The 12,842-nt window shown below is 51.7% G+C and carries 13 protein-coding genes; 3 read left to right on the forward strand and 10 right to left on the reverse strand.

What is annotated here, in order from left to right; all coding sequences use genetic code 11:
- Window positions 1–7: 7 nt before the first annotated feature.
- Window positions 8–295 (reverse strand): co-chaperone GroES, encoded by a 288-nt coding sequence (gene groES, locus KO508_RS16990; protein WP_216009457.1) that lies wholly within the window; start codon window positions 293–295, stop codon window positions 8–10.
- 194 nt (window positions 296–489) lie between these two features.
- Entirely contained in the window at window positions 490–1,032 is a 543-nt protein-coding gene (locus tag KO508_RS16995) for an FxsA family protein (protein ID WP_216009458.1), read from the reverse strand.
- 90 nt (window positions 1,033–1,122) lie between these two features.
- Between KO508_RS16995 and KO508_RS17000 the strand changes: the two genes are divergently transcribed.
- Complete coding sequence (locus KO508_RS17000) at window positions 1,123–1,884, forward strand: SDR family oxidoreductase (protein WP_216009459.1); 762 nt, start codon at window positions 1,123–1,125, stop codon at window positions 1,882–1,884.
- Between the two features lie 95 nt (window positions 1,885–1,979).
- Here KO508_RS17000 and KO508_RS17005 read toward each other — a convergent pair whose 3' ends face one another.
- From KO508_RS17005 to KO508_RS17015, 3 genes are all read right to left on the reverse strand, one after another.
- Window positions 1,980–2,297 carry an MGMT family protein gene (locus tag KO508_RS17005; protein ID WP_216009460.1) on the reverse strand — a complete coding sequence of 106 codons (318 nt, stop codon included), beginning with the start codon at window positions 2,295–2,297 and terminating at the stop codon, window positions 1,980–1,982.
- A gap of 5 nt (window positions 2,298–2,302) precedes the next feature.
- Window positions 2,303–3,649, reverse strand: a complete 1,347-nt coding sequence (locus KO508_RS17010; RefSeq protein WP_216009461.1) for an AmpG family muropeptide MFS transporter — start codon at window positions 3,647–3,649, stop codon at window positions 2,303–2,305.
- A gap of 78 nt (window positions 3,650–3,727) precedes the next feature.
- The gene (locus KO508_RS17015) at window positions 3,728–4,210 is read right to left on the reverse strand and encodes a YajQ family cyclic di-GMP-binding protein (RefSeq protein WP_216009462.1); all 483 of its coding nucleotides are present in this window, start codon (window positions 4,208–4,210) and stop codon (window positions 3,728–3,730) included.
- Between the two features lie 116 nt (window positions 4,211–4,326).
- Here KO508_RS17015 and KO508_RS17020 point away from each other — a divergent pair, with 116 nt between their 5' ends.
- Both KO508_RS17020 and KO508_RS17025 read left to right on the forward strand, forming a co-directional pair.
- Window positions 4,327–5,298: a GGDEF domain-containing response regulator gene (locus KO508_RS17020; RefSeq protein WP_216009463.1), complete on the forward strand. Its 972-nt coding sequence runs from the start codon at window positions 4,327–4,329 to the stop codon at window positions 5,296–5,298.
- 307 nt (window positions 5,299–5,605) lie between these two features.
- A complete protein-coding gene (locus tag KO508_RS17025; RefSeq protein WP_216009464.1) occupies window positions 5,606–6,631 on the forward strand; it encodes an AraC family transcriptional regulator in 1,026 nt (341 codons plus the stop codon).
- A 136-nt stretch (window positions 6,632–6,767) separates the two neighbouring features.
- On the opposite strand, the gene KO508_RS17030 is transcribed toward KO508_RS17025, so the two are convergent.
- The 5 genes from KO508_RS17030 to KO508_RS17050 all read right to left on the reverse strand — a co-directional run bounded on the left by KO508_RS17030 (window position 6,768) and on the right by KO508_RS17050 (window position 12,759).
- Window positions 6,768–7,979, reverse strand: a complete 1,212-nt coding sequence (locus tag KO508_RS17030) for an argininosuccinate synthase (RefSeq protein WP_216009465.1) — start codon at window positions 7,977–7,979, stop codon at window positions 6,768–6,770.
- Between the two features lie 146 nt (window positions 7,980–8,125).
- Complete coding sequence (gene fliS, locus KO508_RS17035; RefSeq protein WP_216009466.1) at window positions 8,126–8,527, reverse strand: flagellar export chaperone FliS; 402 nt, start codon at window positions 8,525–8,527, stop codon at window positions 8,126–8,128.
- A gap of 54 nt (window positions 8,528–8,581) precedes the next feature.
- On the reverse strand, window positions 8,582–10,555 hold the full coding sequence (gene fliD, locus KO508_RS17040) for a flagellar filament capping protein FliD (RefSeq protein ID WP_216009467.1): 1,974 nt from the start codon (window positions 10,553–10,555) through the stop codon (window positions 8,582–8,584).
- A gap of 203 nt (window positions 10,556–10,758) precedes the next feature.
- On the reverse strand, window positions 10,759–11,196 hold the full coding sequence (locus KO508_RS17045) for a flagellar protein FlaG (RefSeq protein WP_216009468.1): 438 nt from the start codon (window positions 11,194–11,196) through the stop codon (window positions 10,759–10,761).
- 69 nt (window positions 11,197–11,265) lie between these two features.
- Window positions 11,266–12,759, reverse strand: a complete 1,494-nt coding sequence (locus KO508_RS17050) for a flagellin (protein ID WP_216009469.1) — start codon at window positions 12,757–12,759, stop codon at window positions 11,266–11,268.
- Window positions 12,760–12,842: the final 83 nt, after the last annotated feature.

The raw sequence follows: 12,842 nt of genomic DNA on the forward strand, positions 1-12,842 counted from the left end.
TCAGCGATCACTCAAGCACGCCGTAAATATCGCTTTCGCTCATGATGAGCAGCTCTTCACCGTCTACCTTTACGGTGTTGCCGGCGTATTGGCCAAATACCACGGTGTCACCCGTTTTGACTGCCAGCGCACGAGTCTCGCCATTTTCCAGAACACGACCGTTACCCACGGCAATAACCTCACCTTGAGACGGCTTTTCTTTGGCGTTACCCGGCAGCACGATGCCACCTGCAGTTTTCTCTTCTTCTTCTTTACGGCGTACAACGACACGATCGTGTAGCGGACGAATCTTCATTGCTCGGTTTCTCCAATTAGTCAGATTAATGTGGCAATGACATTTGCTGTTGATGGCCGAATTGCTAATGCAACCCGACAAAATTGCCCGGCCTCTAACTTGCTGTTTTCCAGCCAGTATCAGCCTGCGGCGAACTTGTGAAACCTATGTGGGGTTGGCCCGGAGGTTTTCAACACCCGCAACCATAAATTTTTTCACTTTCTATCGAGGCGATCCCGGTCGGTTTTTGTCTCGTCCCGGTATTCACCTTCAATAATATCGCCGCTCCCATCGCGGTCGAACGGGCGCTGGCGCCCGAAGGGGTTGCTGCGATCACCAAAAGGGTCGTCTCCGAACGGCGAACGGCCACCGCCAGCGCGGAAATAGAAACCGCCGCCTTGGCTCGAAGCCACCATGCGTTTCAAGGCTTGCGCAGCCAGCCAATGCCGACTAAACGGCAGCAGGCACAAAAACCCAATAGCATCGGTGATAAAGCCGGGGGTAAGCAGAAGCACGCCACCAACCGCCAAAATTAGCCCTTCTGCGACCTCTTTTGCAGGCAACTCACCGCTGTTCAGGCGTTGATTAGCCTTAAGCAGCGTCGCCAGCCCCTGCTGGCGCAGTAACCAGGCGCCAATCACGGCAGTTAACAGCACAAAACCGATGGTATTGAACACACCAATAGCACTGCCAACCTGAATGAGAACCGCCATCTCGGCGATCGGCATGATAATAAAAACAAACACTAATATAGACATCAGGCACTCGCGTTGCGGGTTTGGGTATTCCAAGGTCTGGTATACTCGCAGCCTTTCGATTCCATCTGTTTTTAATATTTAGGGCGAAACATGAAACTTCAAGATTCCGTGATAGCAATTACTGGCGGCGGTCAGGGCCTTGGCCGTGCAATGGCAGAATATCTGGCAGCCAAAGGAGCAAAGCTGGCGCTGATAGACCTTGCGCAAGATAAGCTGGAGGAAGCTGCAGCAGCCTGCAAAGCAGCTGGGGCTGAAGCAAAAACCTACCTGTGCAACGTAGCGAAAGAAGATGAAGTAGAGGCAACCTTTGCAGCCATTGCCAAAGACTTCGGCCAGCTAAACGGACTGATTAACAATGCAGGTATATTGCGAGATGGCCTGCTGCTGAAAACCAAAGATGGCGAGATCACCAAGCGTATGGAGCTGTCCCACTGGCAATCGGTTATAGACGTTAATCTCACAGGTGTTTTCCTGTGCGGCCGGGAAGCCGCTACCCAGATGATCCAGACTGGCAGCGCAGGCGTCATCATCAACATCGCCTCCATTTCCCGCGCTGGCAACATGGGCCAAAGCAACTACTCGGCAGCCAAAGCCGGCGTATCTGCATTGGTACCAGTTTGGGCAAAAGAACTCGCGCGCCAGGGCATCCGCTGCATGGGCATTGCACCTGGATTTATAGCAACAGAAATGACAGCCTCTATGAAACCGGAAGCTCTGGAGAAAATGGCCGCAGGCATTCCGCTGAAGCGCATGGGCGAACCTGAAGAGATTGCTTCAACGGCAGCATTTATCTTTGAAAACGACTATTTGTCTGGCCGTATGATTGAAGTAGATGGTGCTTTGAGGCTTTAGAATGACTGAAATACTTTACAAACAAGCCTAATATGGCCGAAATGTGAAGTAAATTAGCCAACTCCGGTTTTGGTGCGCAAGTATCCGCACACCGCTTATTGCCACCGAAACCGGCGCATAGCGACTCGGCCGTTGACCACCTCCACACCTTCGGCTTCTAGTCGGCTAACCTGTTCCCGGTAGATTTCCGACCCCTCGGGGAAAGCGACTTGCCCATTGCTGCGGATAACGCGATACCAGGGCACTGAGTGGCCTTTCGGCAGTTTTCCCAATGCCCGACCTATGTAACGCGCCTGTCGCCCGAGACCTGCCATTTCTGCTACCTGCCCATAGCTGGCCACCTTGCCAGCCGGGATAGCAATAACAACCTGCCAAATTTTCTGATCTTTAGTCGGCTCATCTTGCTGTTCCATAGCATCTACCCTCCTGTTGGTTGAGGAGCGCCTGGCTCGCTGCCACCCGAATGATCCGGCGCCAGAGCATCCAGCCTTCCACCGTGACGAATCATAAACACCGACAACAGAATAGCCGGGACGCCCATCAAGCCCGCCACCAAGAAAAACTCTGCATAGCCAAACTCCGCAACCACCATGCCTGAGAAGCCCCCCAAAAACTTACCCGGCAGCGTCATTAGAGAGCTGAACAGGGCATATTGAGTGGCCGTGAAGGAGGCACTGGTCATACTGGAGAGCCAAGCAACAAGGGCCACATTGGCAATGCCGCCACTGAGATTATCGGCACTCACCACCACCGCCAAGGTTGCCAGATTGGGCGGATACTGAGCCAGAAATACGAACAAAAGATTAGTGCTCGCAGTTAGAATGGCGCCTACAAGAAGAATTTTTCTTGTGCCATAGCGTACGACCAAAACACCGCCTGCGAGGGAACCAGCAATGGTCATGAAAAACCCGAAAATTTTGGTAACGTCTGCAACTTGAGTTTTGCTGAACCCCATAAAATCCAAATAGAAGGGGTTTGCCATCACACCCATGGCGATATCGGAAATGCGGTACACAGCAACCATTAACAAAATCGCAATGGATAGCTCTTTATAGCGGCGAAAGAAATCCAGAAAGGGACCGGCCACAGCCGCATAAAACCAACCCGCAAAGCGTGCCATCCGGGGCCCAAGTTGGTTTCGCTTGGCGGCTTCTTGCTCAATTTTATGCGCTATGTCTTGAGCTGCAGAATAGTGGTTCACTCTGGGTTCTTTCACAACCAGAACGGTTAGGGCTCCCACGCCCACCAGAGCAGCCATAACCTCATAGGACACCTGCCAGGACCAAAACTCTGCCAAATACAAAGCGCCAGCCCCGGCAACCAACAGAGCCAGCCGATAACCGAATATGTAGGTTGCCGCCAGCGCGGCCTGTAAACGCTCCTCCGCAATCTCAATGCGATAGGCATCTATAGCCACGTCCTGCGTTGCAGAGGAAAACGCTACCAGCAACCCACACAGCGCTAGGATTTCGGGTACCGCAATGGCGTCCACATGCGCCATCAGGTATAGGCCCGTTGCAATTCCCGCTTGCGCGAACAAAATCCAGCTACGGCGCTTACCCAGTAGCCTATCCAGCACCGGCAATTTCAGGCGATCCACAACCGGCGCCCAAAACACCTTGATGGAATAGGTAATTCCTAACCAACTAAAAAAACCAATGGTAGCGGTTTCCACACCCACATCGGCCAAACGGGCGTTCAGCGTGGAGAAAACCAGCAAAAACGGTAACCCCGCAGAAAAACCGAGAAACAGAAGGGCAATCACCTGCCAACGTGTGTAGGTGTATAGCGTATCCCGGATTAAGTCCAGGCGGGTGCCGGTTGAGATGGTGGAACCTCCGGGTTAGTCGCGAAAATTATTGAACTGCAGAGGCACATCCAGCTCGGTCTCTCGCAACAGCGCAATGGCGGTTTGTAGGTCGTCCCGTTTTTTGCCGGTTACCCGTACTTTGTCACCCTGAATGCTGGCTTGCACTTTCAGTTTGGCATCTTTGATGAGCTTCACAATTTTCTTTGCCATATCGGTTTCAATGCCCTGCTTCAAAAGCAGGTGCTGCTTTACCAGCTTGCCCGCTTTGCTCTCGCCATCTTCAGCAAGGGCGCGGCCGTCAATATTACGCTTGGCGAATGCCATCCTTAGCATATCCATTAACTGCTCAAGCTGGAAATCCTCAGGAGCGCTGATGGTTAGGCCCTTCTCATCTTGCTCAATATCCGCATCCACATTCTTGAAGTCCCAGCGATTACCAAGATCACGCTTGGCCTGGTCCACCGCATTGGTCACCTCGTGCATATCAATTTCAGAAACAATGTCAAAAGAGGGCATGATCGTTATTCTCCAGGAGCTGTAGCGAGTATACTCTTTGCTTTAAAGTGAGGGCCAAGCATACCAAGCCCCGGAATTCCCCGCATCTAACAATGGACTGGTTAAAGTAGGTAACAATGCCAAACCTGGATCTTCCTATCCTCGTAGTAGACGACGCGAAATTCAGCAGTATGGTCGTTGGCCGAACCCTGCGAAATGCCGGATATCGCGACGTACGAATAGCCAACGACGCTCTGGCAGCCCTAAAACTGATGGAACAGCGCCCAGTGAGCGTGCTGATTGCAGACTGGCTGATGCCCGAAATGGACGGGCTGGCGTTAACCGACCGGGTACGCCAGCAGGATGAACAGATTAACCACTATACTTATGTGATTCTGCTGACTGCTCGAGAGAGCGTAGAAGCCTTGGCAGAAGCCTTTGATCGGGGTGTAGATGACTTCATCTACAAGTCCGACATGACCAAGCAACTAATCCCGCGGATTTTTGCGGCAGACCGTATGGCAGATCGCCAGAACACACTGTTGCGCGCCAACGCCCTTCTCATCGAGAACAACCGCGAACTGGAATCCAGCAACATCATTGATCTGGAAACCGGGCTTTGCAACCACCGTTACGGCCGCGACCGCCTTACCAAAATGCTTCGGCATGCAGAGTCCAGAGGTGGCGCATCCGCCTATGTACTGTGCGGGATTCGAAACTGGCAAGAGTTGAAACGCAAGCATCCGCCCACGGTGATGTCCGAACTGGCGGTTGGTATCGCTCGCAGACTAAGCACCCTGATTCGCCCTATTGATGTTTTATGCCGTGTGGGCGATAACCAATTCGCACTTATTGCTTATTTCCCCAACAGCGATCACTGCACAGCAACCGCTTTTCGCCGGGTTTTTGATGGCATTAACCATAAAGCACTGAAAACCACGGCCGGTTATATTTCCGTTGAAGCAAGTATGTCGCTGTGCAAGGCAGATGCCCAACATGGTACGCCATCCATTCAAGACATGGAGCAAGCGGCTGTGCACGGCTTAGTAGATGCCTACGAAACCCGGCGATTTACCGAGACCACACCAACGCTGGGAACAAGCGCCTGACGCAAAGAACAATCTGTAACATTGAGACACACATCACACACAGACATATTTAAGCGAAAGCCCTATTCTGAAATTGTGGATTTAAGCAGTATCCCCCATGGTGGAGGAGCCGAGATGTACCTCCGCCGCCAAATGGGAAATCCACCGAATTAACGAATTTTTCAGGCACTTTCGTTTGTTCTCCTTTTTTAGGTCAGCTTCTTAGCTGGCCTTTTTGTTTTTTGCCCAGACAACCCCCTCCCTTCAAGTCGTTCGGCGTAAGTTTCGCTATACTCTGGCCATAACTTCTAGCAACTGTGCAGCCAACATGAAAAACCTTGGAACCGCCTCTGTCGCCGCGCTCCGACAATACGCCCGCGCCGCCGAATCCACAGGTGCCGACACTGCCGCCCTTTTTAAAAAAGTGGGTCTTGATTCCGCCACTCTGGACTCCGATGAGGGCCGAATAAACGGTGAGCAGTTTCAAAGCTTCATCCGTTTACTGTGCCAGCATACCGACAACCCTATACTTGGGCTGGAAACCGGTGATTTCGTGCAGCCGGGCTCTTACAGCGTGCTGGGCTATATTACTATGAGCTGCGCCACGCTGGGAGAAGCCGTCGCCCGGATTGCACCGTTTGAAAAACTGGTAGGCGACATGGGCACAACTGGCCTCACCATGGCGCAAGGCTCTATAAAGCTCACTTGGCACTGCAATTACGACGACCCGATTGTACGACCACAGGTTGTGGACAATGTTTTTGCCTCCTGGGTTAACTACGCCCGCTGGCTAGCAGACGATTCAGCCGCCTCCCCCACGAACGTGCGATTGAAACGACAATCCCCCGGCAAGGATCTAGAGCAGGCTTACCAAAAGCGCTGGAATTGCCCGGTACACTTTGGTGCCGATGAGAATTCCATAACCTTAAAGCAAGAACTGCTGGAAACTCGCCTGCGACAACCTGACCCCCTGCTTCGCAAAACTCTAGAAGCGCATGCCCTCACCCAGTTAGCTTCGCTGGACACGGACACAGACCTGATATCTCAAGTAAAACAGAGCATTCAGAAACAGTTGGTGCACGGCATAACTCGGCAAGACATGGTGGCTGAGGATCTGGGTGTTACGAGCCGAACTCTGCAACGGAAGCTGAGCCAGGAAGGTGTTTCTTATCAGAAGTTACTGGATGAGGTTCGCCAGAAAATGGCCGAGGATTACCTGTTGAACAGTGACCTGAGCATTCCGGATATAGCGCTAAGGCTGGGGTACAGTGAAACTACGTCGTTTCATCGGAAGTTTAAAGCAGTGGCGGGGATGACGCCTGGGGAGTTTAGGCAGTCAGAGGCCATCGATTAAGTCAGAACGACCGAGGCTGGCACAAACTCCCAGAAACGTGGAGCGCCAAGGATGGCGCGACCGAGCCCTACATGGATGTATTCACGGGCGTTTTCTGGGAGTTTGTACCAGCCTTGGTCAGACTCAAATTCAGGCCTTAAAGCTTGCGACCTTTACCCGCAGCAATCCGCAGGCGGAGTGCATTCAGCTTGATGAAACCTTCCGCATCCTTCTGATCGTAAGCACCGTGATCTTCTTCGAAGGTCGCGATGGTCTCATCGAACAGGGAATCTTCAGACTTACGGCCAACAACATCAACATTGCCCTTGTACAGCTTCAGGCGAACAGTACCGTTGACGTATTCCTGAGTCTGATCGATCAGTGCCTGCAGCGCTTCACGCTCTGGCGACCACCAGTAACCGTTATAGATAACCTCGGCATAGCGTGGCATCAGGCTGTCTTTCAGGTGGGCCACTTCACGGTCCAGCGTAATGGATTCAATCGCACGGTGGGCTGGCAGCATAATGGTGCCGCCCGGTGTTTCGTAGCAACCGCGGGACTTCATGCCCACGTAACGGTTCTCAACAATATCCAAACGGCCAATACCGTTAGCACCAGCAACCTTGTTCAGGGTTTCCAGCACTTCATGGGCCTTCATTTCAACACCATCAATGGCAACAATGTCGCCCTTGCGGTATGTAAGCTCAATGTAAGTCGGCTTATCGGGAGCTGCTTCCGGAGATACACTCCAGCGCCACATGTCGTCCTCGGCTTCCGACCAGGGATCTTCCAGATTCATGCCTTCATAAGAAATGTGCAGCAGGTTGGCATCCATGGAGTAAGGCGATTTGCCCGGCTTCATGTCCACTTGAATATTGCGCTCTTCACAGTATGCCAGCAGCTTCTCACGGGAGTTGAGGTCCCATTCACGCCAAGGCGCGATAACCTTTACTCCTGGCTTAAGCGCATAAGCACCCAACTCAAAACGAACCTGATCATTACCCTTACCAGTCGCGCCGTGGGAAATAGCGTCGGCACCGGTTTGATTGGCAATATCAATCAAACGCTTGGCAATTAGAGGGCGGGCAATAGAGGTACCCAGCAGATATTCGCCTTCATAAATGGTATTCGCACGGAACATCGGGAACACGTAATCGCGAACAAACTCTTCGCGCAAGTCCTCGATGTAGATTTCCTTAACGCCCAAGGCTTCTGCCTTCGCACGCGCCGGCTCAACTTCTTCGCCCTGACCAATGTCAGCTGTGAAGGTTACCACCTCGCAGTTATAGGTATCCTGCAACCACCGAACAATAACAGAGGTATCCAGGCCGCCAGAGTAGGCCAGAACGACCTTTTTAATATCAGACATGCTTTTTGTGCTCCAGACTGAACAGAATGGATGTATTGAAAAGAAGGGCCGTATTGTACGGGATGGCGGGGGAGTTGGCTATTGGGACAATAGGAGGGGCATTAGCCCCCTCTCCCCTTGCGGGAGAGGGGGAACTACTTCAACTTTCAACCAACCTGAGCAGACTGCCCAACGGCCTCCTCCCGAATACCATCCCAGCCATCTTTGATGGAGCGAAGCAGGTTAGCCACTTCATCTAGCTTGGCAACATCATTTTTAGCATTGGCTTCAAACAGTGTGCGCTCCATGTAGTCATAGAGTGCTTCTAGCTGAGCGGCTAAATCACCGCCTTTTTCAAAATCCAGAAAGCTGCGCAAGCCGCCAATAATCTCAATGGCCTTGGTGATCAACTTACCTTTGCCAGCATAATCATTAGCCTGCATGCGAGCCTTGGCCATATTGATACGCTCAAGCGCACCGTTATACAGAAGCTGAATCAGCTTGTGTGGATCCGCATCGGTGATGCTGGTTTGGGTGTTTACCCGTTGGTACGCTTGTAATCCGTTCATGATTAACCTCGTTAGTCACCGGCTACGCCGGAATGATCAATTCTTTAGCCGGGATCACTTCTTGTTAAAGTTCTCAGGCGCCAAAGCAGCTAACTGCTGCGTCAGATAATCCCCAGTGCTGTTTAATTGGGCAATCAGCGAGTCCGCAGCAGTAAATTGACTAACTAAACGCTCCTGATAAGAAGCAATTCTGTCATCCAGCCGAATACGCTCTTCCTGAATACGCTCCAAATCGCGAGTCAAACTACTGGTTTTGGTATCAAGCGTTCCGTCAGGCCCCACAATGCTGGTTACCAAGTTAACGGCGCTTTCACCAATCCCCTCAATAAAATTCACATTGCCATAGGTGCGTGCTTCATCACCGCTAATGCGCAACTGCATGCCCTTGGCGCCGCCAGAACCCACAACCGTAAGCATTTGGCCCTCGCCCGTTGCTTCCTGACCGCCCACGGTTCCTGCTACATCTTTACCCAGCGTTCCAGTTTGCACGGACAGCCCAAGTGAAGCTCCATCTTCCACAGACATAACACTAACGTTCGAGCTACTACCATAAAGCCCAGATGTAAACGTAAGAGCTCCCGTTCCATCTAAGCCAACACGTACGGATTGGCCAGCTGAATTCAATGCCGTATTACTATCTAGCTGGCTCTGAATCTCATCGGCAAGCTCCTGAGCCGTGGCGTAGGTTTGCTGGGTCAGTTGCAGATTAACCGTCGTTTTGCCGTCAATGGTGAGTTCCAGCTCGTCATTGGTTCCATCAATAGTGACTCCGGACGCCAAAGGCGCGGTACCTGCAACTCCACCGCGCGTAGCTGGCTGGGTAATTTCGATCTCATAATTACCACGCTCAGTGCTAGTACCCGCCTGAATAAACTCAACACCAGCATCCGATACACGCCCCTGCTCAGCAAAAAGCGCCGTCACATCATCCGGGTTAGCTTTTAGCTGCTCTTCAAATTTAGCGCGATCAAATGTCAAACCGCCGGTTTCATAATCGGTTGTAATGCCTACATCGGCCATGGTTCGAATGCTTGCATTCTCTAAACCCGGTACAACACGTGTTAAAACGTTACGCAGTTGAGACTGAATAGCCCGTACAGACGTGTCGCCAGAAAGTATGCCTCCCTGCCCTGTGTCGGCGTTGTAACCCGACAAACCTTTAATGGTCGACTGCAAGGCATTGAACTTTTCGACAAACGCGCCAACTCTATCCGCAACTGCACCAAAGTCTTGATCAACCTTAACAGTTGAAGTTGCACCCTCAGCTTTCGCCTCGAACGACAGTCCGTCAATTACGTTATCAAAGGTATTAGTAGAGCGAGTGATCTCGATACCGTTTATCTCAACAGAGGCATCTTTCGCTGCAATGGTTTCGTCCAGATTCTGCACCGAACCATTAAAGGCAAACTGCGACAGTCCAGCACCGTCTTCATCTAGCCCATCGTCATCCGAAACCGAAATATTGATGGCATTGGCTGTACCCGTGTTCTCAGACGACATAACAAGTCGATAGCCGCTGCCGGTGTCCACAATGCCTGCAGATACCCCAACACCCGCTTCGTTAATCGCATTGGCAAGACCTTGAAGCGTATTGTTTGTGCCATCGATAGTAAGCGTTGCCGAGTTCTCGCCAGACGAAATAGTAAAAGTACCCGTACCTACAGCCGTAGAGTCGCGATCTGCAAAGGTGTTGGAAGCCAACGATTGAGCCTGAGCCAACCCCAGAACTTTCACACTGTAAGAACCACGGCTAGCCTTGCTGCTATCCACCGTTACAGCAATATCTTCATTGGAGGAACTGGCAGAAAACGCCTTGAGGTTATCTGGGGCGCTGAGTTGTCTCATCGGCAACCGCAGTTCCGTTACGGCGCTACGCAAAGTGCCATAAGCGGAAATAAGCGTTTCTGCACGCTGGGTTTTAAAGTTAAGTCGATCTTCAACGGGCTTGCGTTCAGCCGCAACCAACTGATCCACGAGATCCGAGTTCAATACCCCGGAACCAATACCTAACGATGAAATGCCTGCCATAACCAAGCCTCCTCATGGGGGCGAATCTCTTTATCTATTCCGGTTATCGGCAGAGAGCGGCAAAACTTTGCCTTTTTCTCTGCCAATTTTGTAACTGGCCGTTAAAACTAGCTTAGCCTAAAACGCAAAACACCGCCGGGCCTTTATCAGGTACGGCGGTGCTGAAAAACCATTGCTAACCTCAAACCACAGGTATCGAGTACCTATACCTTGATGTTAAACAACGTCAGCGGTTCATCTTGCTGCAATTTCTCTGCCAACCTCATTGCTACTTCATCCGGAATCTGGCGGATAACTTTCTGGGTTTGCTGATCCACCACTTTCACAATGGTCTGCCCCATGTCCTTATCAACCTCGAACTGCAGATCCCTTTGGACATTCTGAACATAATCGTTCAACTGCGAAACCGCACCTTTCAACTCCTCCTGCCGCGTTTCATTTCGCTTCTGCAACTGATCAGCTTTTGAAACGTCTTGGGCCTGTGAAGTCGATTGATTTGGCAAAGCACGCCCGGTTGATGAAGAAGCAAGCTCGGAGGCATTTCTGCCTTCGGCCTGAGATGACGACATTGCCCTTGCCGGCGACTGCGCGCCAGAACGCGCCAGTTTGTAATCCGGGTTATTCAGGTTAACGTCATTCATAGCTCACCTCACTATCCTTAAACGGCTTAAAACCGGAACCCGAAGGTTCCGGCTGTTACCGCTAATCCCTTACTGCAGGAGGGAAAGAACCTGCTGCGGACGAGCATTTGCCTGTGCCAGTACCGAGATACCAGCCTGCTGCAGTACCTGAGCCTTGGACAGCTTGGCGGTTTCTGCCGCAAAGTCTGCGTCAAGAATCCGGCTCTGAGCGGCGCTCAGGTTAGTGCTGGTGGACTCCAGGTTGGAGATGGTGCTCTCGAAGCGACTTTGGATCGCACCGAACTTCGCACGCTGTGAGCTAATGTTGTTCAGTGCAGCATCAACAGTTTTCAACGCTTGAGTTGCACTTTCAAACGATGTCACATCTAGCTCAGACACCTTACGCATTTCAGAACCTTCGTCTGCAAACACGTTTGAAGTAGTAACGTCAACAGCGAAGGAACGGTCCGAATCAAGCTGCAAATAACCGCTACTCACGACGTCTTCGGCTGTGGTATCAGCGGCTAAACTTTGTACGCCACCAGCATCTTGCAACACGCCATCCTCATCACGGTACTGCTTCGTGACCGATACAGCGCCTGCGTTTTGCACTGCCGTATCACCTACTGTGATATCTGCGCCGGTTTCGTTGGTCAAAACAACCGATTTACCATCTTCTGCAACCTGAGCACTGATACCGGTCTTAGACGACTGATCGTTAATCGCCGCAACTGCTGCAGACAGTGCATCCTGACCTTCACTTGAATCGAGCGTGAAGGATACAGATTGTGCATCACTGTTTTCAGATGTCAGGTTCAAGGTGTAACTACCCGAAGCCGCAAAAGACAGATCAACCTCTGTACGCGCAGTGGCAGTTACGCCCGTATCGGCGGTCTTGGCATTGATATCTGCCGCTATGTCTTTCGACGTCGCGTTGGCTGCGATATCAATATCTTCAGAGCCCAAGTAGCCGTTGATTGCTACAGAACCACTTGTTACTGCGTTATTCGCTGTTCCGCCTGACGCAGCAGCAGTCGCACCGGCCGCAGCACCATCAGCAATCACCTGATTATTACCGTACTTATCTGTACGAAGGTTCGATGTGGATGCAGAGATAGTCTCATTGGCGTTAGCGCCAACCTGAAACTGTACAGAACCGAAGGAGCCGTCAAACAGCTTTTGGCCGTTAAAGTTCGTAGTGGTTGCAATACGATCCAGCTCTGATGTCAACTGGTTCACTTCGTCCTGCAAGGCTTGACGGTCGGAAGAAGAGTTTGAGGCGTTGGCTGACTGAACAGCCAATTCACGAACTCGCTGTAGAATATTACTTGTTTCACCCAAGGCACCCTCAGCCGTCTGCGCCAAAGAGATACCGTCGTTCGCGTTACGGGTGGCCTGATTCAAGCCGCGAATTTGAGACTCAAAACGGTTAGAAATTGCCAAGCCAGCAGCGTCGTCTTTTGCCGAGTTAATACGCAGGCCAGAAGAAAGACGCTCAAGAGCTTGGTTTGATTGGCTTTGCGACCGACTCAACTGGTTCTGAGCGGACAGTGATGCAACGTTAGTGTTAATACCGAGAGCCATAATGCTTCCCCTTCGACAAAAGTCGTTTTACTGAAAACGGTCTAGCGCCCGGCTTTGGGTTGTGAGCGCCGCCCTGTTATTTC

It is taken from the genome of Marinobacter salexigens, from assembly GCF_018860765.1.
GTDB lineage: Bacteria > Pseudomonadota > Gammaproteobacteria > Pseudomonadales > Oleiphilaceae > Marinobacter > Marinobacter salexigens_A.